This is a genomic window from Haemophilus sp. SZY H36 (assembly GCF_018829625.1).
In the GTDB taxonomy this organism is placed as follows: domain Bacteria; phylum Pseudomonadota; class Gammaproteobacteria; order Enterobacterales; family Pasteurellaceae; genus Haemophilus; species Haemophilus haemolyticus_K.
Genome location: NZ_JAHKKA010000001.1, coordinates 443,262 through 468,069, shown reverse-complemented (window position 1 = coordinate 468,069; position 24,808 = coordinate 443,262). Strand labels below are relative to the sequence as shown.

Sequence of the window (24,808 nt, the reverse complement as noted above, 5' to 3'; positions counted from 1 at the left end):
TCACAATTTTTTGAATAAAAAACCGCTATAATCGACGTAATATTTCAATCCTGTTTCAATAAAATGGAGCATTTATTATGAGTGAACAATTACGTCAAGCAGCCTTGGATTTCCACGAATTTCCAATTCCTGGAAAAATCGAAGTGACCCCAACAAAATCATTAGCAACGCAACGCGATCTTGCTTTAGCTTATTCACCGGGTGTGGCAGAGCCTTGTTTAGAAATTGAAAAAGATCCTGCAGCCTCTTACAAATATACGGCGCGTGGCAATTTAGTGGCGGTGATTTCCAATGGTACAGCGGTACTTGGTCTTGGTAATATTGGCGCGCTTGCGGGCAAACCTGTAATGGAAGGGAAGGGCGTATTGTTCAAAAAATTCGCTGGTATCAACGTATTTGATATTGAAGTGAATGAACATGATCCCGATAAACTTGTCGATATTATTGCCTCGTTAGAGCCGACTTTCGGTGGGATCAATTTAGAAGATATTAAAGCACCAGAATGTTTCTATATTGAACAAAAATTGCGTGAGAGAATGAATATTCCTGTCTTCCATGATGACCAACATGGTACGGCGATCATCAGTGCTGCTGCGATTATCAATTCTCTTCGTATTGTAGGTAAAAAAATTGAAGATGTTCGACTTGTTGCCTCTGGTGCGGGCGCTGCATCTATTGCGTGCTTGAACTTATTGCTTTCTTTAGGTATGAAACGTGAAAACATCACAGTTTGTGACTCGAAAGGCGTAGTATATAAAGGCCGTGATGACAAAATGGATCAAACCAAAAAAGATTATGCAATTGAAGATAATGGCTGGCGTAAACTTGGTGATGCGATTCCAAATGCAGATATTTTCTTAGGTTGTTCTGCGGCTGGTGCGCTTACACAAGATATGGTGAAAACCATGGCTGCGCATCCAATTATTCTTGCTTTAGCTAATCCAAATCCTGAAATTACCCCGCCAGAAGCGAAAGCCGTTCGTCCTGATGCGATTGTATGTACAGGTCGCTCTGATTATCCAAACCAAGTAAATAACGTGCTTTGTTTCCCATTCATTTTCCGTGGCGCATTAGATGTGGGCGCGACTACTATTAACGAAGAAATGAAACGTGCGGCAGTTTATGCCATTGCTGACCTTGCGTTAGAAGAGCAAAACGAAGTTGTAACTTCTGCTTACGGTGGTGAAGGGGCGACATTTGGTGCAGATTATGTGATTCCTCGTCCATTCGATCCTCGCTTAATTGTGCGTATCGCGCCAGCGGTAGCAAAAGCCGCAATGGAATCTAGTGTGGCAACTCGTCCAATTCAAAATTGGGATGCTTATGTTGAAAAACTAACTCAGTTTGTTTACAAAACGAGCTTGTTTATGCGTCCTATTTTCAGCCAAGCAAAAGCGGCAAAACAACGCATTATTTTGGCGGAAGGAGAAGAAAATAAAGCATTGCATGCCACCCAAGAAGTGATTTCAATGGGCTTGGCAAATCCAATCTTAATTGGTCGCCGCAGTGTGATTGAAGAAAAAATTAAAAAACTTGGTTTGCGTTTAACTGCGGGTGTTGATTTTGAAATTGTGGATAACGAAGATAATCCTCGTTATGAAGAATGTTGGAAACATTACTACGAACTTACTAAACGTAAAGGCATTACACCTGCAATCGCAAAACGTGTCGTGCGTTCTAATACAACTGTGCTTGCATCTACTTTAGTGAGTCTGGGCTATGCTGATGGCTTGGTATGTGGTTTATTTGGTTCTTATGGTAAACATTTAGCATCTATTAAGGATATTATTGGGTTAAAAGATGGCGTTAAAGTTGCGGCTGCATTAAATAGTCTTGTATTACCAACAGGAAATGTATTTTTAACCGATACTCATGTAAATACTAACCCAACAGCGGAAGAGCTTACAGAGATTACGTTAATGGCAGCGGAAGAAATTCATCGTTTTGGTATTGAACCTGCTATTGCATTACTTTCTCATTCTAACTTTGGCTCATCGAATTCATTGGGGGCACCCAAAATGCGAGAAGTATTGTATATGGTCAATGAGCGCAATCCACACTTAATGATTGATGGTGAAATGCGTGGCGATTTAGCAATGAATGAAGCACACAGAAGAGAAGTCATGCCTGATAGTCCATTAAAAGGAAGTGCAAATTTATTGGTGTTCCCTGATTTGAGCTCATCACGTATTAGTTATAGCTTATTACGCGGCACCACTACGGCAATTACCGTTGGCCCAATCTTAATGGGTATGAATAAATCTGCGCATATTCTTAATCCGAGTGCATCCGTTCGTAGAATCATTAATATGGTAGCCTATGCGGCAGTAAAGGCTCAGCAAGAGTAATGGATAAATGAAATATAAATTAGGCCCCGTTATTATTGCGGGGCCTTTTATATGAAGTGATTCTAGATTCTAAATATTTTATAAATCAAAATCGCCAAAATCCTTGGTATCTACTTTGGAATCAATTTGACCAACAAGGTAAGAACTTACTTCCACTTCTTGTGGCGCCACTTGCACATTGTCAGAAACCAACCATGCGTTAATCCATGGAATTGGGTTAGAACGCGCACCAAATGGTAATGGAAGACCAACAGCTTGCATACGGATATTGGTGATATATTCCACGTATTGCACCAAAATATCTTTGTTCAAACCAATCATTGATCCGTCTTTGAACAAATAATCTGCCCAGTCTTTTTCTTGTTCCGCAGCAGCTAAGAATAAATCATAGGCTTCTTGTTTACATTCTTCCGCAATTTCTGCCATTTCCGGATCGTCTTGACCTGCTGCCATGATATTTAAAATGTGCTGTGTACCAGTTAAATGTAAGGCTTCATCACGTGCGATAAATTTAATGATTTTCGCATTACCTTCCATTAATTGACGTTCTGCAAAGGCAAAGGAGCACGCGAAAGACACATAGAAACGAATGGCTTCAAGTGCGTTCACGCTCATCAAGCAAAGGTAAAGTTGTTTTTTCAAATTACGCAATGTGACGACACATTCTTTGCCATCTACGGTGTAAGTGCCTTCGCCGTACAGGCTATAAAGTTGGCTATCACGGATTAAATCGTCGTAGTAAGAAGAAATATCACGTGCACGTTTGATGATTTCTTTGTTAGTCACGATATCATCAAACACAATAGACGGATCGTTCACAATATTACGAATAATGTGAGTGTAAGAGCGAGAGTGGATGGTTTCAGAGAATGTCCAAGTTTCAATCCAGGTTTCTAATTCCGGAATTGATACCAACGGTAACAACGCCACGTTCGGGCTACGGCCTTGAATGGAATCCAACAAGGTTTGATATTTTAAGTTACTGATGAAAATGTGTTTTTCATGCTCAGGCAACGCTGCGTAGTCGATACGGTCTTGCGACACATCTACTTCTTCTGGACGCCAGAAGAAAGAGAGTTGTTTTTCAATGAGCTTTTCAAACGTCTCATATTTTTGTTGATCGTAACGCGCAACGTTAACGTTTTGACCAAAGAACATCGGTTCTTTTAATTGGTCGTTTTTGTTTTGTGAGAAAGTAGTGTATGCCATTTTTGTTTTCCTATTCTATTATGCCAACAGCTTTGGCAAAATTTTTGCCAAATTCAGTAAATCTTAAAACACCTTTTCTTATTTCTAAATGCTCAGTGTAAGAAGCATTTTCTTTTTCTAGTGCAGCTAGTATATCTTGTATGTACTTATATGAACTATCATCGGTTATCCATTCTAAATCTATTACAATTTCTATTAGTTTTAGCCTTTCCCAGTTCTCTAATGCTTGAGCGGGTATTTCTGAAAATGGAATGGGTAAACAATATTTTAATAAAGGAATTGTTCCACCATTATGATGCTCAAATCCAAAGTTACATATAGCGATTGAGTTTGGCGAATGGGAAAATATTAACTTAAGATTGTGTGCTTCCTGATTACTAATTTGCTTTAGAACTTCAACATACGCTGGATGATTTATATATTTCTTTGACGAATCAATAATACTTATCAATAGTTCTTCAAATAGCTCTGCTAAATTAGGTTCATCTTCTAGATAGTGCAATCTTTCTACACTATCTGCAAATGCAGGAATCGATGATATTTCAATGTGCTTGTCACATTCAGCTAGTCTCAAAGATTTATTTGCAATACTATTTTTTCTTGACTCTGGAAGATCGTTGAAATTATCAGAAATATTTTTAAGAGCTTTTCCATCCTTTATTTTATTGATGATTGAAGGAAGAAAGTTTCTAATTTTTTCTTTGTTCTCAGCATCTTTTCTTCTTAATCTAGCCTCTATTTTTCCGGCTTCATTTAAATCAGGATTATCACTATCTAGCATCGCTTGAATATTCGTTGGGGTATCAGCTTTTATAAGATTTAAACCTCTTTCAATATCTTCAGTACTCATAGCGTTTCTCCTTAAATCTTACACGCCCCACCAGCACAGCCGTCATCAAGATCTTCTTGAGCATCTTCGGCACCGTCACGGGTGTTTTGATAGTAAAGGGTTTTCAAGCCGTATTTGTAAGCGGTTAAAAGATCTTTTAACAACACTTTCATTGGTACTTTACCGTCTTCAAAACGTTTTGGATCGTAGTTGGTGTTGGCGGAGATCGCTTGGTCTACGAATTTTTGCATAATACCGACTAAATGTAAGTAGCCGTCATTACTTGGAATATCCCAAAGTAATTCGTAGTTGTCGCTTAAGTTTTCGTATTCAGGTACAACTTGTTTTAGGATGCCATCTTTTGACGCTTTAATACTTACATGACCACGCGGTGGCTCAATACCATTAGTCGCATTGGAAATTTGTGATGATGTTTCTGATGGCATTAAGGCAGTTAAGGTTGAGTTACGTAAACCAAATTCTTGGATATCTTTACGTAAGCTTTCCCAATCATAATGTAACGGCTCTTGAGTTAAGGCATCTAAATCTTTCTTATAGGTATCAATAGGTAAAATGCCTTTTGCATAAGTGGTTTCATTGAAGTATTCGCAAGCACCTTGCTCTTTTGCTAAGTTCATAGAGGCTTTCAATAAATAGTATTGAATGGCCTCAAAAGTGCGGTGAGTTAAATCATTAGCTGAACCATCAGAATAACGAACACCATTTTTCGCAAGATAATAAGCATAGTTAATTACACCGATACCTAATGAACGACGAGCAAGTGAACTACGTTTTGCCGCCACCACAGGGTAATCTTGATAATCTAATAATGCATCAAGTGAACGCACTGCAAGATCGGCAAGTTCTTCTAATTCATCTAAGTTTTCAATCTTACCTAAGTTAAATGCGGAAAGGGTACAAAGTGCGATTTCTCCATTTTCATCATTAATGTGCTGAAGTGGCTTTGTTGGTAACGCGATTTCTAAACATAAGTTAGATTGGCGAACTGGTGCCACTTGTGGATCAAACGGCGAGTGAGTATTACAGTGGTCTACGTTTTGAATGTAGATACGGCCTGTTGATGCACGTTCTTGCATTAATAAAGAGAAAATCTCAACGGCTTTGACAGTACGTTTGCGGATAGTTGGATCTTGTTCGTATTTTACGTAAAGTTCTTCAAATTTGTCTTGATCCGCAAAGAATGCTTCATAAAGTCCAGGTACATCTGATGGACTGAATAAAGTAATCTCGCCGCCTTTAATTAAGCGTTGATACATTAATTTGTTTAATTGGACGCCATAATCCATATGACGAACACGGTTGTCTTCTACACCACGGTTATTTTTTAACACAAGTAAGCTTTCTGCTTCTAAGTGCCAAATTGGGTAATAAAGTGTCGCAGCACCGCCACGAACGCCACCCTGTGAGCAAGATTTCACTGCAGTTTGGAAATATTTATAGAATGGAATACAACCCGTATGGAATGCTTCACCGCCACGAATCTCACTGCCTAGTGCACGAATTGCACCTGCATTAATACCAATCCCCGCACGTTGTGAAACATATTTCACAATAGCTGATGCCGTTGCATTGATTGAATCTAAGCTGTCATCACATTCAATTAATACGCAAGAGCTGAATTGACGAGTTGGTGTACGCACGCCCGCCATAATGGGCGTTGGTAATGAGATTTTGAAGGTGGATGTTGCATCGTAGAAACGTTTTACATAATCCAAACGCGTTTCTTTTGGATATTTAGAGAATAAACTAGCGGCAACCAGTAAATAGAGGAATTGTGCTGATTCGTAGATTTCACCCGTCACACGGTTTTGAACTAAATACTTACCTTCTAATTGTTTTACGGCAGCATAAGAGAACGTCATATCACGCCAATGGTCGATGAATCCGTCCATAGTGTCCCATTCTTCACGGGTGTAATCATCCAACAAGGCGTGATCGTATTTGCCCATGCGCACGAGTTTTTTCACATGATCGTATAAACGCGGCGGATCGAAATGACCGTAAGCCTTTTTACGCAAATGGAACACCGCAAGGCGCGCAGCAAGGTATTGATAATCAGGCGTATCTTTGCTGATTAAGTCCGCAGCTGCTTTAATAATGGTTTCGTGAATGTCTGAAGTACGAATGCCTTCATAAAACTGAATGTGAGAACGCAATTCCACTTGTGAGACGGATACATTCTCCAGTCCTTCTGCAGCCCACGTAATCACACGGTGGATTTTATCAAGATTGATTTGTTCCTGCGTGCCATCACGCTTGGTTACCATTAAGCTTTTATTCATTGTACGACCCTTGTTATTATGCGATGTTAAACACAAGATATAGTGTTTTTAATAAAAACACGCACAAGGTAATGTGTTTTTTGATTGAGATCAAGCAATAAATTTTTTGCTTGAATTATTGACAATAGGTAACTTATTTAAAAATAAATGTTTTTTTCGAAAGAGCAAAAATTAAATTTTTTACTTGTAAAAATGAGAAAAGTGCGATTGAAATTCGTTGAATTTTTACCGCACTTTGACGATTAGTTGAGATATTTGAAAACTTTAATTACTTTTTGCACGCCACTGATTTTACTTGCAATATCTGCGGCAGCATCAGCTTGGGCATGAGTCACTGTACCGAGTAGGAAAACTTCGCCATTTTCGCTAATAACTTTAACATCGGTTGCTTTAACTCGACCATCGACTAACATTTTTGATTTAACTTGAGTAGTAATCCAACTGTCTTTGCTGATTTGTGCAAAAGAGATTTTCGGGCCAACAGTCAGCTCGTTATAAATGTCATTGACACCTTCAACGCCTTTTGCAAGATCTGCGGCTGTTTCTTTTACACCACTATTGGGAACTTGACCGATTAAAAGTACTCGACCATTGTAAGACACTGCATTTACACGACCTTCAGTTTTGATTTGAGCATCTTTTTCAACGGCATTTTCTACTTTGAATTCGAGTGTTTCGTCATCTACTTGTGTGCCAGCTGTTCTAGGATCTGTACCTACTTTAGCTGCTGCTGCGCCACCACCTAGAGCGGCAACGATACAGCCTTGTAAAAGGAATGTTGTGCTAAGCACGATAGCCAGTTTTTTTAACGGGGATAATGTCATAATTAACTCCTTTTGAGATTAAATTACTGCTAGTTTGAAATTGATTTATTGTGCTGTCAAGCACCTGGGAACAACGTATGGTCAACTAATTCACAAAGGGCATTGATAACAAAAAGATGGTTTTCTAAGACCCGACTTTCTTTGGTTGCTGGAATCGATATTTCTAAATCACTATCAGCTAAAATTCCTTGAATTGCATCGTTATTAGAGCCAGTGAGTGCAATGACATTAATTTCTTTATTTACTGCATGAGAAATAGTGTTTAGTACAATTTTTTCTGTTCCCAAAGGTGCAAAAGCAATAAGTAAATCACCTGGTTTGGCAACGGCATTAAATTGATGACAATACAATTCCTCAGGCGAGTGTTCAAAAACAAGAGAAGAACCCACCGCACTTTCTAAACTTAATAGAACAGAGGGAAAACTTGGTCTTGCCAAATCGTATCGATTAAGTAAGTTAGATACGAGAAACTGTGCATTGGCATAAGAGCGTGACACACCACAAGCGATCACTTTATTGCCACCTAGCAAACATTGCATCACCATTTGGGTAGCGTTAGCAATATTTTCTGAAAGCATACTAGACGTAGCAATTTGAATTTGAATACTTTCGCTATAAATATCTTTTACTTTTTGTAACATTATAAAAAGCCATTAATCGAGAAAATTAGGAATCCATTGAATATCTTGGGGCGTTTTGCCAAAGGCGATTAAATCAAAACGACAATCGGCATCTTCTAAGCTCATATTTTGTTTTGCAAGCCATAAGTTTGCCGCATCTAACCATTTTTGTTGTTTTTGCCAATCTACGCTTTCTATTGCCGAGCCAAAGGCATGATTAGAACGCTGGCGAACTTCAACAAAAACGATGGTTCCTTTGTCATTCATAATAAGATCAAGTTCACCACATTTGAAATTTTGATTAGCCGCAATAAATTTTAAGCCTTTTGATTCTAAAAAAAGGCGAGCTTGATGCTCAAAGCTCGCCCCTTGTTGACGTTTTAAAGAAAACATTAGTTTGCGACCGGTACAATTGCACCATTTTGATATTGATACCAAGTCATATCTCGTTCAACATTACAATTTGTACCCGCACTTAAAATGCCGGTTAAACCACTTAAGCGATATCCTGGTACTTGGCGCAATTCATTAAATTGATTGATGAGTAACCAAGCATCTGCACCCATTGCATATAAACGCATTAATTGATATTCACCGCCAGTTGTTTTAGCGAGTTTTTGATATTGTGGTGAATTGGTTTCTTTAAAAAATGGAATATCACTAAATTGAACACCATTCATTTGAGCGACAAACTCAGGATTGCTGCTTGTGGTATTGGAGCTTGAGCGTGAGCTCGCATAAATACGTAAATTTGGTGCACTATTCGTTAAATAGCCTTTCATTTCGACCAGTTCATCTGGATTGGCGACCACATAAAGTGCGGTTGTATTTTCACCATTTTGTTGTAAAAAGTAGGTAACATCAGCAGGTAGATTATAATAACGAACATTCGCATCGACACCAGCAAGTTGTTGCCAACGTACGTTAAAGGCATTGCCTACGCGTTGCCCTAAATCATTTTGAGGCATGGCGACGAGTGGACTACGAATTCCATCATTCCACATTTTATTTGCCGCTGATTCTGCTTCATCTTCTGGTGAAAGTCCATAATAGCAAAGTTGAGCAATTGCACGAGAATTTGGTGTAGCATTTAATGCAAGCACATCCATACCTTGAATTTGTGCTGGATCCGCTAAAATCACATCAAGATTTTGTTTTAGTAATGGACCCACTAACGTTTTAATACCTGCTTGTTTTGCCTGCGCAATGATATCTTGTACAGAATTCATTGAGGTATCAAATACTTGCACTGGAATGGTTGAGTTACCTTTCGCATCGTTGAAACCCGATTGAATGGTGGTACCAAGAATTTGTCCGTCTCCACTTAATGGCAATAATAAACCAATTTGTGACACATTCGTTTGTTGGAAATTCAGCAATGTAAGCAATTCTTTAGGGAACAACGTTGCGGCTGCATGATTTGGATAAGCATTTTTCCAACTTTGTAATGCTTGGCTTAATTGAACGGGTTGACGAATATAATCATTGTAGGTTTTAATTAAGGTTAACCAACCACCTAAAGCTGCGTTGCCTTCATCTGAAGCATTATTGATTACGCCAGTATTTGCTGAACGTAACAATGCCCAAGTTTTATCAACATTATCTTGACGACGTTGTACATCTGTTAAATTTTCATCAATTTTTATCCGCGCTTTGACGGCCTCAATGATATCTTTTTGGTTTTCAGCAACAACCGCTAAGGTCTCGTAATAACGAGATTTTTGTGACGGGCTTAATTTATTTAAATCCAATGCACGTAATTGATTTTGCGCGACTTCATTGGCATTTTTTGCAGCAGAAATTCTCGCTTCAATTAATGCTCGATCTAATTTTTGCGCATCATTTAATTCACCTAACTCACTTAATAAAGCTTCTGATTGTTCAACTTTATTTTCACTGATTAACACGCGAGCAGCGAGCAATTTATAGGTTTGTTGATCTTCAAGTTCTTGTGCTTGTCCTAATTTATTCATATAAAATTCAGAACTTGCATTCGCATCTTGTTGTAAAGTTTGCGTAAAACTGCTGCCAAGTAGATTTGAACAGCCAGCTAAGGCCATTGACAATAAAATTGGCATTAAACGTTTTTTAAAACGTCCGCCTTGTAATAGAATAGACATTCTCGCTCCATCATGAACAGACAATAGTTGTGGCAGATCTTACTTATCTCATAACTTAAAAGCAAACAAAAATGACTGATTTAACCGGAATTTTATACATTGTTGCCACACCAATTGGCAATTTACAGGATATTACCCAGCGCGCTTTAGATACTTTTGCGCAAGTGGATTTAATTGCCGCAGAAGATACCCGTCATAGTGGCCTTTTATTAAGCCATTACGGTATCAAAAAGCCCTTTTTTGCTTTGCATGATCACAATGAACAAGAAAAAGCGCATATTTTGGTGGAGAAACTCAAGCAAGGTAGCTATATTGCTTTGATTTCTGATGCAGGAACGCCATTAATTAGCGATCCTGGTTTTCATTTAGTTCGTCAATGCCGTGAAGCAGGCATTCGTGTTGTTCCTTTACCAGGGGCATGCGCGGCAATTACCGCACTTTGCGCATCGGGGATTGCTTCTGATAGATTTTGTTTTGAAGGTTTTTTACCTGCGAAAAGTAAAGCCCGCAAAGATAAATTAGCAAATATCGCAGAAGAAGACCGCACTTTGATTTTTTATGAATCCACTCACCGTATTTTAGATACGCTAGAAGATATGCAATCGGTGTTAGGGGAAGAACGATATATTGTGTTAGCCCGTGAAATTACTAAAACTTGGGAAACGATTACGGGTAATACGATTAAAAATTTACGCGAATGGCTTTTAGAAGATCCCAATCGTACAAAAGGCGAGATGGTTTTGATTGTTGAAGGCAAACCAAAGTCTGACAATAACGATGAAATTTCTCCACAAGCGGTGAAGGCGCTTGAATTAATTGCAGAAGAATTACCGCTAAAAAAAGCGGCTGCTATTGTTGCTGAGTTATATGGTTATAAGAAGAATGCTTTGTATCAATTTGGATTAGCGCATTTGGAAAAATAACCTAAAAATCAACCGCACTTTATTCATCCAATTTTAATCTATGCTGTTACACCAAATGGATATGAGCTTTTACAAGATATTTACTTTTAGACTGGAAAAAATATGTTAAACCAAGTTTCAAATACATTACTGACGCCAAGTAATCTTTCAACTAAAGCATTGCTCAATATTTTAGACATGATGTCGCATCGTAATATTGATTATGCTGATTTGTATTTTCAACTTAGCCAAGATGAAAGTTGGGTATTGGAAGATGGCATTATAAAAGAAGGCGGTTTTCATATTGATCGTGGTGTTGGCGTGCGGGCAGTTTCTGGTGAGAAAACAGGCTTTGCTTATGCCGATCAAATTAATCTAGCTTCTTTGCAGCAATGTGCGGAGGCGGTAAAGGGGATTGCGCAAGTCAAACAGGGGAATTTGATTTCGCCATCCGTTTTTAATGTTGTAAATCCTATTGCTCGTTATGCAGCGATTAATCCTTTGGAAAGTTTGACTAAAGAGAAAAAAATTGAGCTATTACATTTAGTTGATCGTACAGCACGCGCAGAAGATTATCGCGTAACCCGCGTATCAGCAAGTCTTAGTTCTGTTTATGAAGAAATATTAGTCATGGCGACGGATGGTACGCTAGCGGCAGATATTCGTCCTTTAGTTCGCTTATCTATCTCTGTGTTAGTAGAGGAAAATGGCAAACGTGAACGAGGCAGTTGTGGTTCTGGTGGGCGTTTCGGTTTAGATTGGTTCTTTGAAGTGATTGATGGCGATATTAGAGCAGTACAATTTGCTAAAGAAGCTGTTCGTCAAGCTTTAGTAAATCTTAGCGCAGTTGCAGCACCAGCTGGATTAATGCCAGTTGTATTAGGTGCTGGTTGGCCAGGCGTATTGTTACACGAGGCGGTAGGGCACGGTTTAGAAGGGGATTTTAACCGTAAAGAAAGTTCACTTTTCACAGGAAAGATTGGTGAACAAGTGACTTCAGCGTTATGTACGATTGTGGATGATGGCACGATTGAAAATCGTCGAGGTTCATTAACTATTGATGATGAAGGTGTGCCAAGCCAATGCAATGTACTCATCAAAGATGGGATCTTGCAAGGTTACATGCAAGATAAAATGAATGCCCGTTTGATGGGCGTCGCACCAACGGGGAATGGCCGTCGCGAGTCTTATGCCCATTTACCAATGCCTAGAATGACTAACACCTATATGCTTGCTGGACAAAGTCAGTTTGATGATTTGATTACTTCTGTAGAACGAGGGATTTATGCACCGCACTTTGGTGGTGGGCAAGTGGATATTACGTCTGGTAAATTTGTATTTTCCACTTCAGAAGCTTATTTAATTGAAAAAGGAAAAATCACGAAACCAGTTAAGGGCGCAACTTTAATCGGTAGCGGCATTGAAGTGATGCAAAAAATTTCTATGGTTGCAGATAAATCTGAACTTGATTTAGGTATCGGGGTTTGTGGCAAAGAGGGGCAAAGTGTGCCCGTTGGTGTTGGACAGCCTGCACTAAAAATTGATGAAATTACTGTTGGTGGTACAAATTAAACCAAAATTGTGCAAAAGATCACAAAAATCCCATTAAAATTGGATTTTTACTGGCAATCTTATTCAAATTTTGATAGTCTCGGGCAGAATTTTATTTTATATCTTTTAATTATTTTAAATTATGTTAAAAAGAATTTTAGTTATTATTGGTTTAGCGACACTCGTAACCGCTTGTTCTAATGGCCCACGAACGGCAAATCATCAGGTTATTTCAGAGAGTGATGATGCTCAATTAACGGGTTTGATTAGTAATTTAGAAAAAGGTAATCGTTCAGGGATTTTCCATAAAGTGAGAACAAACCGTTCATCAGCTTTAATGGGTGATAAGGCTTTAGCTGGTGTATATAATGAATGGGTGGGAACCGCTTATCGTATGGGCGGTACAACTAAACGTGGCATTGATTGTTCTGCATTTATGCAAACGACTTTTTCTGAAGCATTTGGCATTGAGTTGCCTCGTTCGACAGCTGAACAACGTTATTTAGGTAAACAAATTAGTAAATCAGAGTTGAAAAAAGGCGATTTAGTATTCTTCCGTAAAAATAACCATGTCGGTGTTTATATTGGTAACAACCAATTTATGCATGCAAGTACAAGCCAGGGAGTGACTATTAGTTCTCTTGATGAAGATTATTGGGCGAGAGTTTATACACAATCTCGTCGTATTATGTAGTATAGAAAGAAATGAATATTTAGTTCATTTTTTACATAAGAGTATTTATATTTAATAAAATAAGAAAGGCGAATGTAAATAAAGTATTTACATTCGCCATTTTCATTATTCTGCAAATGGATCACGTAAAATCATGGTTTCTACACGATCAGGTCCTGTTGAAAGAATATCAATAGGTACGCCAGTCACTTCTTCAATACGTTTAATATAGTTAATGCAGTTTTGTGGCAATTTATTTACATCTGTGATGCGGAAAGTATTTTCTTTCCAACCAGGTAATGTTTCATAAATAGGTTCCACACCTTCCCAATCTTTCGCGGCTAATGGTGAATATTCAACGATTTCACCATTTGGCATTTTGTATGCAACACAGATTTTTACTTCATCAAAACCATCTAATACGTCCAGTTTGGTCATGCAGAAGCCAGAAATAGAGTTAAGTTGGATTGCACGGCGAATGGCGACGGCATCGAACCAACCACAACGACGTGGACGGCCTGTTACCGCACCAAATTCGTTACCTTTACGCGCAATTTCAGCACCCACATCATCAAATAATTCCGTTGTGAATGGGCCTCCACCTACACGAGTACAGTAAGCTTTGATGATACCAAGTACATAGTCTAAGTTACGCGGGCCAAAACCAGAACCTGTTGCAACACCACCAGCCGTTGTGTTTGAGCTGGTTACATACGGATAAGTACCGTGGTCGATATCTAACATGGTACCTTGTGCACCTTCAAATAAAATGTGCTCACCATTTTTGTACGCTGTATCAAGAATTGTAGTAATATCTGCCACCATACCAGTGATTACATCGGCAATTGCCATTACATCATCTAAGGTTTTTTGATAATCGACAGGTTCAACTTTGTAGTAGTTCACCAATTGGAAATTATAGTATTCAAGGATATTTTTGAGTTTTTCGGCAAAGGCTTCTTTATTAAATAAATCGCCTACGCGTAAACCACGACGAGCTACTTTATCTTCATAAGCTGGGCCAATACCACGACCAGTTGTACCGATAGCTTTTTTGCCGAGTGCTGCTTCACGGGCGTGATCCATCGCCACATGATAAGGCAAGATTAAAGGACAAGCTTCAGAAATTAATAAACGTTCACGAACTTTAATACCACGGCTTTCAAGTTCACCCATTTCTTTCATTAATGCTTCAGGTGAAACCACAACGCCATTACCAATTAAGCAAGTTACGTTTGGATGTAACATACCAGATGGAATTAAACGTAATACGGTTTTCTCTCCATTGATGATAAGTGTGTGGCCTGCGTTGTGACCGCCTTGGTAACGAACTACGTATTTTACGCGATCCGTTAGAAGATCGACGATTTTCCCTTTACCTTCATCGCCCCATTGAGCGCCTAAGATAACAACACTTTTTCCCATAATTTCCGCCTTTTATTCGGTTAAATTAGTCAAATGAACAGCCGTTTACTTTACTCTTTTTCGGCTTTAATCTCAATGATATAAAAGAAAAAGTGCGGTGATTTTTCACCGCACTTTGGGGTTAGACCTTATTCAAATAAGGATTTGTGTAATGAACGAACGACTTCGTCAGCATGTTCACTTTGCACGAGCATACAAATATTGTTGGTGCTTGCACCATAGCTAATCATTCTTACATTATAAGGCTCAAGAGTATCAAAAATTCCTTTTGCTACACCTGTTGCAGTATGTAAATCATTACCGATTAATGCAACTAATGATAATCCAGTATCGACTTTCACTGAACAATATTGACGAAGTTCATCTAACAATTCGGTTGAAAGTAATTCTGCCCCTGAAGATGCGGAGCCTGTTTTATCTAATGTCAATGCAACGCTCACTTCTGATGTGGTGATAGTATCCACTGAAATTTTGTGTTTAGCCAAAATGTTAAATACATTCGCTAAGAAACCTTGCGCATGCAGCATACTTAAGCTAGAAAGAGTGAGTAAAGTTTGATCTCTGCGTAGAGCGATAGCACGGAAAGTTGGACGAGGTTGAGGATCGCGCGTGACCCAAGTTCCGCCTGCTTCTGGCGCTTTACTTGAACCTACATAAACGGGGATATTGCTGCGAACTGCGGGGAGTAATGTGGCTGGATGTAGCACTTTTGCACCAAAGGTTGCCATTTCAGCTGCTTCAGCAAAGCTCATTGTGTCGATACGTTGTGCAGCTGGCACAATGCGTGGATCGGTTGTGTAAATACCTGCAACATCAGTCCAAATTAAAACGTCTTTTGCATTTAATACTTCGGCTAACAAGGCAGCAGAGTAGTCGCTACCGCCACGGCCTAATGTGGTTGTTTTACCGCTTGGTTCACGTCCGATAAAACCTTGGGTGATGACTAATTCGCCGCGGTCTATTAATGGTTTTAAAATGCTATTGCTGTTTGATTGAGTTTGTTCATCATTTGGTGCAGCTTTACCAAAATGGTTATTGGTTGCAACAATTGTACGGACATCAACCCAAGTGCCCGATGCGTTTTGTTCACGTAAAATCTCAATAAAGATTTGAGTTGACATCATTTCTCCGTGACTGATGAGTTCATCAGTTAATGCGGGAGAGGTTGCAAGGCTAGCTGCTTCGGAAAGTGCGGTAATATTTTCAAGATATTTTTCAATAATCGGACGAACTCGGCTGTCGTCTTTTAATTCATTCAAAATATTCTCTTGAATTTGACGGATTTCACCAATTAATTTTTCACGTTCTGTCGCTTCTACACCATTTGCTAAAGCGACTAATAAATTCGTCACGCCAGCTGATGCAGAAAGCACGACTACGCGTGTATTTGGATCAGCGATGACAATTTTGGCGCAAGCTGTCATTGCGGCATGGTTGGCTACAGATGTTCCGCCAAATTTGGCGACTGAGAGATGGGACATAAGGTACTCCTGAGATGTTGTGATTTTTTAGAATAGTGGGTATAGAAATAACGATTTAGGCATTTTTTGTCAAATAGATTTTATTGACAAATGAAAAAGTGCCCTTTTTTTAATCATAATATAAATAAAATTTACATATGAATGTGAAAAAATAAAAAATTGGAGACACAGAATAGGAATGCTTACAATGCAAACTGCAAACGTATAAAAAACAAGTAAAGTGTTTTTTTAATAATCAAATAAACATAGAAACACAAATTTTTTCAAAAAAGTATTTGACGAGGTCTCTTAAAATCAGCATAATACGCCCCGCAAAGCCGATATGGTTAGGCAAATTAAGGTAATGGCTACATAGCTCAGTTGGTTAGAGCACAACACTCATAATGTTGGGGTCGCAAGTTCGAATCTCGCTGTAGCCACCAGATTTGCGGGACTGGCGAAATTGGTAGACGCACCAGATTTAGGTTCTGGCGCCGAGAGGTGTGTGGGTTCAAGTCCCTCGTCCCGCACCATTTATCGCTTTGTAAGTCAAATAGTAGTTGGGGTATCGCCAAGCGGTAAGGCACCGGGTTTTGATCTCGGCATCCCTAGGTTCGAATCCTAGTACCCCAGCCATACTATCAAATAAATCTTCTTTATATCTAATCAAAGATTTCTTTATTGGGGTATCGCCAAGCGGTAAGGCACCGGGTTTTGATCTCGGCATCCCTAGGTTCGAATCCTAGTACCCCAGCCATATTTTCTGTATTATTACTATTTGATATTGTTCACTAAGCTAAACAAATAATTTATTTTTAGAAATTTAGTAAGTAAGATAGTCATAAAATAGATTATATTGTTATCTAGATCAGTTGTATTCAAGTTCATCTGATGTTGAAAATAATATGGGAGGATGTACTCCCCCCATTTATATTAAGATTAATAAATAAAAAGGATTTGATGAAAGCTCTCTTAATTTTCTTTAAATTCTTCCATCATTTCTTGCGCTTTTTTCACCATTTTCTCTGAACCGACAAATAATGGGATTCGTTCATGAAGTGCAGTTGGTTTTATATCTAAAATTCTACGAGAACCATCACTCGCAATTCCTCCTGCTTGTTCAGCTAAGAAGGCTATAGGATTACCTTCATAAAGTAGGCGTAATTTACCATTCGGGTAATTAGTTGCACTTGGGTAAATATAAATTCCACCTTTAAGTAAGTTGCGATGGAAATCAGCAACAAGAGATCCAATATAGCGAGATGCATAAGGACGGTTAGTGGTTCTGTCTTCTTCTTGGCAATATTTGATATATTTTTTTACACCTTGAGGAAATTTCAAATATTGTCCCTCATTAATAGAATAAATACGTCCATCTTTTGGCATTTGCATATTTTCGTGAGAAAGGCAAAATGTGCCGATTGATGGATCATAGGTAAATCCGTTAACTCCGTTACCAGTGGTATATACTAACATTGTTGATGAACCATAAACAATATAACCAGCAGCAACTTGTTTATTTCCAGGTTGTAAGAAATCTTCTAATGTTACTGGTGTACCAATTGGTGAAACTCTACGATAAATAGAGAAAATTGTTCCGACAGATACATTTACATCAATATTAGATGAACCATCAAGAGGATCTGTCAATATAATATATTTTGCATTGCGACCACGTTCTGTATCGAAAGCGATAAAGCTTTCTTCTTCCTCTGATGCAAATCCTGCGACTTCTTCTCGTGCCATTAAGGCTGCTCTCATTGTATTGTGTGCAAATAAATCTAGCTTCATTTGGCTTTCACCTTGCACATTTTCTATACCTGATTGTCCAAGGATATTAGTTAGGCCCGCTTTATTGATATCACGATGGATAATTTTAGCAAGTAATCGTATTGACGATAAAATTCCACTTAACTCCCCTTTTGCATTAGGATATTCAGCTTGACGTTCTACAATAAATTCACTTAATGTTTTCATAATTTTCCTTTAGTCTTTAATTATGACTTAATTATAGAAAACTAGTGAAAATAATGCTAATGAAAGAGTGTAAAAATGTGATCAAGATCACATATTAGTAACATTTAATCAAACAGGCTATAATGGTCAATCAATCATTATAGATATATTTAATCTACAATTAGTCAATTTTTCAATAATAAAATTTATTACTATAATGGGTAGTGCGTTTTTATAGTCTATGAATTTTTATTTATTTCATCTTAAGATTTCAATAGAATGGTAAAAATATAATGATAACATAATATTGATTAATGTAAGAAGGATATATATGTCAGAAGAAATTCTACCTAGTGTTAATCGTTTAGAACAAGAAATCTCAGCTAAAAATTATGAACTAGCTTGTTTAGAACTTATAAAAATTTTAACTAAACTTGATTGTAATTTTGGAGGAATTGAAGGAATACAATTCGATTATCCAAAACAGCTTTCTGATTTATCGGAAAAACATTTGACGTATTTTTGTACACGCGTTGCAAATGCAATAACTAATTTATTTATAGATCCTGATTTACATATTTCAGAAAGTGGAGCACTGCGTTTTATTACTTTACAACGTTGGTTGACAATGATTTTTTCAACCTCCCCTTATGTTAATGCAGATCATATTTTAAGAACTTATAATATTAATCCTGATCCTAAAGGCGATATGTGTTTAAAGACTGATTTTTCGTCATTCGCAAAATTCTGTATTTTATATTTGCCAGAATCAAATATTAATGTAGATTTAAATGCACTCTGGGAAATTAACAAAGCGCTTTGTGCTTCACTTTGTTTTGCATTGCAATCACCTCGTTTTATTGGAACAAGTACGGCATTTAATAAAAGAGCTGCTATTTTACAGTGGTTTCCTGAAAAATTAGCAGAGTTTGAGAATTTAGATGAATTACCTTCGGGTATTTCTCATGATGTTTATATGCATTGTAGTTATGATTTTGCAAGTAATAAACACTATGTAAAGCGAGCTTTAAATAAAGTGATTCGGGGACATTTATTAGCTCAGGGGTGGGAAGATCGTAAGATAATTTCTTTGGGGCGTTATAATGATAAGCCAGTAATGATTGTATTACTAGAGCATTTTAATTCAGCTCATTCAATTTACCGTACTCATTCAACTTCAATGATTGCCGCTCGTGAACGATTTTATTTAATTGGCATCGGGAGAAAAGAGGTTGATAAAGCTGGGCGTGATGTATTTGATGAGTTTTTTCAACTTGAAGGGAATAGTATTCTAAAGAATCTTGAGTTTATTCGTCGGACATGTGAAGAATATGGTGCGGCAGTGTTTTATATGCCAAGTATTGGGATGGATTTAATCACCATTTTTGCAAGTAATACACGTCTTGCTCCAATTCAAGCGATTGCGCTAGGGCACCCTGCAACTACATATTCTGATTTTATTGAATATGTAATTGTAGAGGATGATTATGTGGGCTCGGAAGATTGTTTTAGTGAAACCTTAATACGTTTACCAAAAGATTCATTACCTTATGTACCATCAGCATTAGCGCCAGAAAAAGTAGACTATTTATTTAGAGAAGATCCAGAGATTGTCAATATTGGTATTGCTGCAACGACAATGAAAATGAACCCTAAATTTCTTGAGACTCTACGAGAGATTCGGGATAGGGCTAAAGTAAAAATACATTTTCACTTTGCTTTAGGTCAATCTTTAGGTATCACCCATCCCTATGTTAAGTGGTTTATTGAGAGCTATTTAGGGGATAGTGCAACAGCTTATGCTCATGCGCCTTATCATCAATATCTCAATATTTTAGGTCAATGCGATATGATGTTAAATCCATTTCCATTTGGCAATACCAATGGCATCATTGATATGGTTACTTTGGGCTTAGTAGGTGTTTGTAAAACTGGTATAGAAGTACATGAGCATATTGATGAAGGTTTATTTAAACGTTTAGGTTTACCTGAATGGCTTATAGCTAAAACTATAGATGAATACATTGATTGTGCTGTTAGTCTTGCAGAAAATCATAGAGAACGACTTAAATTACGTCAACACATTATCGAAAATAATAGATTGAATACACTTTTTATAGGCGATCCAAGTCCTCTGGGGAGAGTACTATTAGAGAGAGTAAATGAATTAAAATTGTAATTATTAATCTGCACTTTAAAAATCTGATTATCTATCAGTAATTAGAGTGCAGATTATTTATATATTAAAAAACTAACGCCATGATTTAAATTGATTAATTAACCCATTGGTTGAACTGTCATGACTTGCTACTTTTTCAGAATCTGTTAATTCAGGAAGAATTCTGTTTGCAAGTTGTTTGCCTAGTTCTACACCCCATTGATCGAAGCTAAAGATATTGAAAATCACACCTTGTACGAATATTTTATGTTCATACATAGCAATTAATGCCCCTAAAGTAAATGGCGTGATTTTTTGAACGAGAATCGAATTAGTCGGTTTATTACCAGTGAACACTTTAAATGGAACAATATTTTTTACATCATCTAAAGATTTACCTGCTTTTACAAATTCAGCCTCGACTTCCTCTTTTGTTTTTCCGAATGCTAATGCTTCTGTTTGTGCGAAGAAGTTAGAAAGCAATTTATTGTGATGATCTGCCAATGGGTTATGGCTTTGAGCCGGTGCGATAAAATCACAAGGAATTAAAGTGGTGCCTTGGTGAATTAATTGATAGAACGCATGTTGTCCGTTTGTACCTGGTTCTCCCCAAATAATCGGGCCAGTTTGGTAATGATTAATGACATTGCCATCACGATCCACATATTTACCATTTGATTCCATATTACCTTGTTGGAAGTAGGCAGCAAAGCGATGTAAATATTGATCATAAGGTAAGATCGCTTCTGTTTGTGCACCAAGGAAGTTGGTATTCCATAAACCAACTAATGCTAAAGTGGTTGGAATATTTTTTTCAATTGGAGTAGAGCGGAAATGTTTATCCATTTCATGCGCGCCATTTAATAACTCTTCAAAGTTTTCAAAGCCAATTGATAGTGCAATTGAAAGACCAATAGCTGACCATAAAGAGTAACGACCGCCAACCCAATCCCAAAATTCAAACATGTTATTGGTATCAATACCAAATTTTTCTACATCTTTGGCATTGGTTGATAGTGCAGCAAAATGTTTTGCAACCGCACTTTCATCTTTTGCTGCTTTCAGTAACCAATCACGTGCACTTTGCGCATTTGTCATGGTTTCTTGAGTGGTAAACGTTTTAGATGCCACTAAGAAAAGCGTCGTTTCTGGATTGACTTTTTTTAAGGTTTCCGCAATATGTGTACCATCGACATTTGAAACAAAGTGCATATTTAGGTGATTTTTATATGGGCGAAGCGCTTCGGTTACCATATAAGGGCCTAAATCAGAGCCACCAATACCAATATTCACTACATCCGTAATCGCTTTGCCTGTATAGCCTTTCCATTCGCCAGAAATAATACGCTGACAGAAATCTTTCATTTTAGCTAGCACAGCATTAACTTCAGGCATGACATCTTTGCCATCAACAAGCACTGGAGTATTAGAACGATTACGAAGTGCGGTATGTAGTACAGCCCGATTTTCAGTACGATTGATTTTTTCACCGGTAAACATTGCTTCTTTTGCGCTATCAAGAGAGCATTCTTGAGCAAGTTGGCGAAGATGTGAAAGTGTTGTTTGATTGATGTTGTTTTTGGAAAAATCTACAAGAATTTGGTTATTGAATGTTAAAGAATAATCGTCAAAACGATTTTTTTCTTGTTTAAATAAATCTTGGATGGTGGTGTTTGACAATTCAGCTTTATGTGCTTCGAGAGATTTCCACGCATGGGTGTGAGTCGGGTTAATGTTTTTCATGGTATTTCCTTTCATTAAAAATAATCAAAATTTTAACCGCACTTTCTAGGATTTTTATTAGAGAGGGAGTGAATCCCTCTTTTCAGAAAATGCGGTGATTAACAGATTAATCAACATATTCAGTTATAACACGCGGCGTTAATTTTGTAATTAGCTCATAGCTTAAAATTCCTGTGAATTTAGCTACGGTTTCAATAGGCAATTCCTTACCCCATAGAATGACTTCATCACCTACTTGATCTTGGCTATCAGGTCCTAAATCAACGGTTAACATATCCATTGAAACCCTTCCAACGATAGGCACGATACGACCATTCAAATAAACAGGCGTGCCTTCAGGCACATCTCGAGGATATCCATCGCCATAGCCAATAGCCACAACACCGATTTTTGTATCATGTGAACTAGTCCAAATGCCACCGTATCCAACTGGCTCACCTTGTTTATGGTTGCGAACAGCAATCAATGATGAAGTTAAATTCATCACTGGCGTTAAACCAAATTCAGCACCGACGGTATCAGTTGGTGAAATGCCATACATAATAATACCAGGGCGGATACATTCCAGATGAGATTCAGGCCAGAAAAGAATGCCGCCTGACGCAGCAATAGTACGTTCACCTTGTTTATCTTTTGTGGCGGATAAAAAGCGGTTGATTTGAAGTTGCGTATAATTGGATTCTAATTCATCAGCGCGGCTAAAATGGCTGACAAAGCCTAAGTGCGGTTGAATATATGGAAGTTTTTTAAGTTCATTATAGAAAAAATCCACTTCATCTAATGCCACACCTAAACGATGCATGCCTGTGTCTATTTTTAACCAAACTTTAATTGGGCTTGGTAAATTCGCACGTTTTAGTGCATCCAATTGTTCACGATTATGTACGATAGTTTCGATATTATTGACCGCTAAGACGGGCAAATCCTGTTCATTAAAAAAGCCTTCAAGCAATAAAATCGGTTTAGTAATACCGTTGGAGCGTAATGCTAAAGCCTCTTCTAAACGCGCCACGCCAAAGCAATCAACATTTTGTTCTAAAGTTGATGCAACAAATACAACGCCGTGACCGTAGGCATTTGCTTTAACCACAGCGATGATTTTACTATTTGGGGCTTTTTGTTTAATTATTTCTAAATTTTGTTTTAAGGCGTGCGAGCTAATTTTCGCTGTCGCCGGTTTTACATTCATTGTTATTCCTTAATAATCATCATGATATTCACGTTGTTCGGCAAGATTGTCAAAGCGTGAGAATTGTCCATTAAATTTTAACCTCACTCGACCAATCGGGCCGTTACGTTGTTTACCGATAATAATTTCTGCAACACCTTTATCTTCCGAGTTATCGTTATAGACTTCATCTCGGTAAATAAACATAATCAAGTCTGCATCTTGTTCAATGGAGCCTGATTCACGTAAATCTGAGTTTACAGGGCGTTTATCTGCACGTTGTTCTAAAGTACGATTTAACTGAGAAAGGGCGACCACTGGCACTTGTAATTCTTTGGCTAACGCTTTGAGGGAACGAGAAATTTCTGCGATTTCTAGTGTTCGGTTATCTGAAAATGCGGGTGCGCGCATTAATTGCAAATAATCCACCATAATCATACTTAATCCACCATTTTCACGATAAACTCGTCGTGCGCGCGAACGAACGTCGGTAGGCGTTAGGCCTGAAGAGTCATCGATATAAAGATTATTTTTTTGCTTGAACATCCCAACTACGCTGGCAATTTTGTTCCACTCGATCTCATCTAAATTTTGACCTGTTCGAATTTTAGTTTGATCAACGCGAGCAAGCGATGCGATCATACGCATCATAATTTGTTCTGCGGGCATTTCTAAACTAAATACTAAAACGGGTTTTTCACTTGCCATTGCGGCATTTTCGCAAAGGTTCATGGCGAAAGTGGTTTTACCCATTGATGGACGTGCCGCAACGATAATTAAGTCAGAAGGCTGTAAACCTGCCGTTTTTTTATCAAGATCAGTGAAACCAGTCGTAATGCCCGTTACGCCTGAATGATTTTCAAGTTTGCTCAAAATATCGATTTTTTCAATGGTACTTTCCAGCACATTGATCACATTTTGTGGGCCCTCGCTAGAAGTTGTCCGTTTTTCTGCAATTGCAAATACTTCACGCTCAGCCTCATCAAGAATTAACTTGATGTCTTGCCCTTTGGGAGAATAGCTATTTTCAGCAATGCGATTTCCTACCGAAATAAGTTCCCGTAATATGGCTTTTTCTCTCACAATATCCGCATAAGCCAAAATATTAATCGCGTTCGGAGTATTATTGGAAAGCTCTGCTAGATAGGCAAATCCACCCACTTCATCGCTTACACCACGGCTTCTTAAGGCTTGATCTAGAGTAATTAAATCAATAGGCGATTGATTACGCATCAGATGTTCCATTTCTATAAAAATTAGACGATGCTGAAAAGTATAAAAATCGTCAGCAATCACACGTTCAGCAATACCATCCCAATGTTGATTGCTCAGCATGATGCCACCCAACACGGCTTGTTCAGCCTCAAGTGAGTGCGGTGGAATACTTATTTGTGCCGTTTTTTTGTCAGAAGATTTGATTTGAGGTTGTGATGCCATAGGACTTATTTCGATACTAGAATGTCATCTATGATACCGCAAATATCTATTAGGTTTAAGTGAAAAGTGCGGTAGAAAAAGG

At 38.0% G+C, this 24,808-nt stretch carries 18 protein-coding genes and 4 tRNA genes; 9 read left to right on the top strand and 13 right to left on the bottom strand.

The genetic code is table 11. The annotated features are described in order from the left end of the window. Window positions 1–77 precede the first annotated feature (77 nt). The gene (locus KP713_RS02075; protein WP_215769708.1) at window positions 78–2,348 is read left to right on the top strand and encodes an NADP-dependent malic enzyme; all 2,271 of its coding nucleotides are present in this window, start codon (window positions 78–80) and stop codon (window positions 2,346–2,348) included. 78 nt (window positions 2,349–2,426) lie between these two features. Here the strand turns inward: KP713_RS02075 and nrdB are convergent, their stop codons facing one another. The 7 genes from nrdB to KP713_RS02040 form a co-directional block, all read right to left on the bottom strand. Further along, window positions 2,427–3,557, bottom strand: a complete 1,131-nt coding sequence (gene nrdB, locus KP713_RS02070; protein ID WP_215769707.1) for a class Ia ribonucleoside-diphosphate reductase subunit beta — start codon at window positions 3,555–3,557, stop codon at window positions 2,427–2,429. A 10-nt stretch (window positions 3,558–3,567) separates the two neighbouring features. Beyond that, the gene (locus KP713_RS02065; RefSeq protein WP_215769706.1) at window positions 3,568–4,407 is read right to left on the bottom strand and encodes an Abi-alpha family protein; all 840 of its coding nucleotides are present in this window, start codon (window positions 4,405–4,407) and stop codon (window positions 3,568–3,570) included. A gap of 11 nt (window positions 4,408–4,418) precedes the next feature. Continuing rightward, window positions 4,419–6,689 carry a class 1a ribonucleoside-diphosphate reductase subunit alpha gene (gene nrdA / locus KP713_RS02060; protein ID WP_215769705.1) on the bottom strand — a complete coding sequence of 757 codons (2,271 nt, stop codon included), beginning with the start codon at window positions 6,687–6,689 and terminating at the stop codon, window positions 4,419–4,421. Between the two features lie 242 nt (window positions 6,690–6,931). Then, window positions 6,932–7,513 (bottom strand): division/outer membrane stress-associated lipid-binding lipoprotein, encoded by a 582-nt coding sequence (dolP, locus tag KP713_RS02055; RefSeq protein WP_065264665.1) that lies wholly within the window; start codon window positions 7,511–7,513, stop codon window positions 6,932–6,934. A gap of 56 nt (window positions 7,514–7,569) precedes the next feature. Then, complete coding sequence (locus KP713_RS02050; RefSeq protein ID WP_065264666.1) at window positions 7,570–8,154, bottom strand: D-sedoheptulose-7-phosphate isomerase; 585 nt, start codon at window positions 8,152–8,154, stop codon at window positions 7,570–7,572. A gap of 12 nt (window positions 8,155–8,166) precedes the next feature. Continuing rightward, the gene (locus KP713_RS02045) at window positions 8,167–8,526 is read right to left on the bottom strand and encodes a YraN family protein (protein WP_065264667.1); all 360 of its coding nucleotides are present in this window, start codon (window positions 8,524–8,526) and stop codon (window positions 8,167–8,169) included. After that, on the bottom strand, window positions 8,526–10,253 hold the full coding sequence (locus KP713_RS02040) for a penicillin-binding protein activator (RefSeq protein ID WP_215769704.1): 1,728 nt from the start codon (window positions 10,251–10,253) through the stop codon (window positions 8,526–8,528). The genes KP713_RS02045 and KP713_RS02040 overlap by 1 nt, the downstream gene beginning before the upstream one ends. Before the next feature lie 71 nt (window positions 10,254–10,324). Here KP713_RS02040 and rsmI point away from each other — a divergent pair, with 71 nt between their 5' ends. From rsmI to KP713_RS02025, 3 genes are all read left to right on the top strand, one after another. Further along, window positions 10,325–11,176: a 16S rRNA (cytidine(1402)-2'-O)-methyltransferase gene (gene rsmI, locus KP713_RS02035; protein WP_215769703.1), complete on the top strand. Its 852-nt coding sequence runs from the start codon at window positions 10,325–10,327 to the stop codon at window positions 11,174–11,176. Between the two features lie 102 nt (window positions 11,177–11,278). Next, window positions 11,279–12,727 carry a metalloprotease TldD gene (gene tldD / locus KP713_RS02030; RefSeq protein ID WP_215769702.1) on the top strand — a complete coding sequence of 483 codons (1,449 nt, stop codon included), beginning with the start codon at window positions 11,279–11,281 and terminating at the stop codon, window positions 12,725–12,727. A gap of 121 nt (window positions 12,728–12,848) precedes the next feature. Then, window positions 12,849–13,400, top strand: a complete 552-nt coding sequence (locus KP713_RS02025) for an NlpC/P60 family protein (protein WP_215769701.1) — start codon at window positions 12,849–12,851, stop codon at window positions 13,398–13,400. Window positions 13,401–13,505: 105 nt separating this feature from the next. Here the strand turns inward: KP713_RS02025 and purA are convergent, their stop codons facing one another. Both purA and lysC read right to left on the bottom strand, forming a co-directional pair. Next, window positions 13,506–14,804 (bottom strand): adenylosuccinate synthase, encoded by a 1,299-nt coding sequence (gene purA / locus KP713_RS02020; protein ID WP_215769700.1) that lies wholly within the window; start codon window positions 14,802–14,804, stop codon window positions 13,506–13,508. Between the two features lie 128 nt (window positions 14,805–14,932). Continuing rightward, window positions 14,933–16,285 (bottom strand): lysine-sensitive aspartokinase 3, encoded by a 1,353-nt coding sequence (gene lysC / locus KP713_RS02015; RefSeq protein WP_215769699.1) that lies wholly within the window; start codon window positions 16,283–16,285, stop codon window positions 14,933–14,935. Between the two features lie 345 nt (window positions 16,286–16,630). Between lysC and KP713_RS02010 the strand changes: the two genes are divergently transcribed. The 4 genes from KP713_RS02010 to KP713_RS01995 all read left to right on the top strand — a co-directional run bounded on the left by KP713_RS02010 (window position 16,631) and on the right by KP713_RS01995 (window position 17,021). Further along, a tRNA-Met gene (locus KP713_RS02010) sits at window positions 16,631–16,707 on the top strand. Between the two features lie 5 nt (window positions 16,708–16,712). Then, window positions 16,713–16,797: transfer RNA gene (locus KP713_RS02005), tRNA-Leu, on the top strand. 28 nt (window positions 16,798–16,825) lie between these two features. Then, a tRNA-Gln gene (locus tag KP713_RS02000) sits at window positions 16,826–16,900 on the top strand. A gap of 46 nt (window positions 16,901–16,946) precedes the next feature. After that, window positions 16,947–17,021, top strand: a tRNA-Gln gene (locus KP713_RS01995). Window positions 17,022–17,236: 215 nt separating this feature from the next. Here KP713_RS01995 and fbp read toward each other — a convergent pair. Next, on the bottom strand, window positions 17,237–18,241 hold the full coding sequence (gene fbp, locus KP713_RS01990) for a class 1 fructose-bisphosphatase (protein ID WP_215769698.1): 1,005 nt from the start codon (window positions 18,239–18,241) through the stop codon (window positions 17,237–17,239). A 310-nt stretch (window positions 18,242–18,551) separates the two neighbouring features. Here fbp and KP713_RS01985 point away from each other — a divergent pair, with 310 nt between their 5' ends. Continuing rightward, a complete protein-coding gene (locus KP713_RS01985) occupies window positions 18,552–20,399 on the top strand; it encodes a UDP-glucose:protein N-beta-glucosyltransferase (protein WP_215769697.1) in 1,848 nt (615 codons plus the stop codon). A gap of 72 nt (window positions 20,400–20,471) precedes the next feature. Here KP713_RS01985 and pgi read toward each other — a convergent pair whose 3' ends face one another. The 3 genes from pgi to KP713_RS01970 form a co-directional block, all read right to left on the bottom strand. Beyond that, on the bottom strand, window positions 20,472–22,121 hold the full coding sequence (gene pgi / locus KP713_RS01980; RefSeq protein WP_215769696.1) for a glucose-6-phosphate isomerase: 1,650 nt from the start codon (window positions 22,119–22,121) through the stop codon (window positions 20,472–20,474). 106 nt (window positions 22,122–22,227) lie between these two features. Next, complete coding sequence (alr, locus tag KP713_RS01975) at window positions 22,228–23,310, bottom strand: alanine racemase (RefSeq protein WP_046949505.1); 1,083 nt, start codon at window positions 23,308–23,310, stop codon at window positions 22,228–22,230. A 9-nt stretch (window positions 23,311–23,319) separates the two neighbouring features. Next, window positions 23,320–24,735, bottom strand: a complete 1,416-nt coding sequence (locus KP713_RS01970) for a replicative DNA helicase (protein WP_353886441.1) — start codon at window positions 24,733–24,735, stop codon at window positions 23,320–23,322. Window positions 24,736–24,808 lie beyond the last annotated feature (73 nt).

What these genes read in the sequence shown, in the direction of transcription:
- KP713_RS02075 (WP_215769708.1), top strand. Translation starts at nt 78, where the DNA reads ATGAGTGAACAATTACGTCAAGCAGCCTTGGATTTCCACGAATTTCCA.
- nrdB (WP_215769707.1), bottom strand. Translation starts at nt 3,557, where the DNA reads ATGGCATACACTACTTTCTCACAAAACAAAAACGACCAATTAAAAGAA.
- KP713_RS02065 (WP_215769706.1), bottom strand. Translation starts at nt 4,407, where the DNA reads ATGAGTACTGAAGATATTGAAAGAGGTTTAAATCTTATAAAAGCTGAT.
- nrdA (WP_215769705.1), bottom strand. Translation starts at nt 6,689, where the DNA reads ATGAATAAAAGCTTAATGGTAACCAAGCGTGATGGCACGCAGGAACAA.
- dolP (WP_065264665.1), bottom strand. Translation starts at nt 7,513, where the DNA reads ATGACATTATCCCCGTTAAAAAAACTGGCTATCGTGCTTAGCACAACA.
- KP713_RS02050 (WP_065264666.1), bottom strand. Translation starts at nt 8,154, where the DNA reads ATGTTACAAAAAGTAAAAGATATTTATAGCGAAAGTATTCAAATTCAA.
- KP713_RS02045 (WP_065264667.1), bottom strand. Translation starts at nt 8,526, where the DNA reads ATGTTTTCTTTAAAACGTCAACAAGGGGCGAGCTTTGAGCATCAAGCT.
- KP713_RS02040 (WP_215769704.1), bottom strand. Translation starts at nt 10,253, where the DNA reads ATGTCTATTCTATTACAAGGCGGACGTTTTAAAAAACGTTTAATGCCA.
- rsmI (WP_215769703.1), top strand. Translation starts at nt 10,325, where the DNA reads ATGACTGATTTAACCGGAATTTTATACATTGTTGCCACACCAATTGGC.
- tldD (WP_215769702.1), top strand. Translation starts at nt 11,279, where the DNA reads ATGTTAAACCAAGTTTCAAATACATTACTGACGCCAAGTAATCTTTCA.
- KP713_RS02025 (WP_215769701.1), top strand. Translation starts at nt 12,849, where the DNA reads ATGTTAAAAAGAATTTTAGTTATTATTGGTTTAGCGACACTCGTAACC.
- purA (WP_215769700.1), bottom strand. Translation starts at nt 14,804, where the DNA reads ATGGGAAAAAGTGTTGTTATCTTAGGCGCTCAATGGGGCGATGAAGGT.
- lysC (WP_215769699.1), bottom strand. Translation starts at nt 16,285, where the DNA reads ATGTCCCATCTCTCAGTCGCCAAATTTGGCGGAACATCTGTAGCCAAC.
- fbp (WP_215769698.1), bottom strand. Translation starts at nt 18,241, where the DNA reads ATGAAAACATTAAGTGAATTTATTGTAGAACGTCAAGCTGAATATCCT.
- KP713_RS01985 (WP_215769697.1), top strand. Translation starts at nt 18,552, where the DNA reads ATGTCAGAAGAAATTCTACCTAGTGTTAATCGTTTAGAACAAGAAATC.
- pgi (WP_215769696.1), bottom strand. Translation starts at nt 22,121, where the DNA reads ATGAAAAACATTAACCCGACTCACACCCATGCGTGGAAATCTCTCGAA.
- alr (WP_046949505.1), bottom strand. Translation starts at nt 23,310, where the DNA reads ATGAATGTAAAACCGGCGACAGCGAAAATTAGCTCGCACGCCTTAAAA.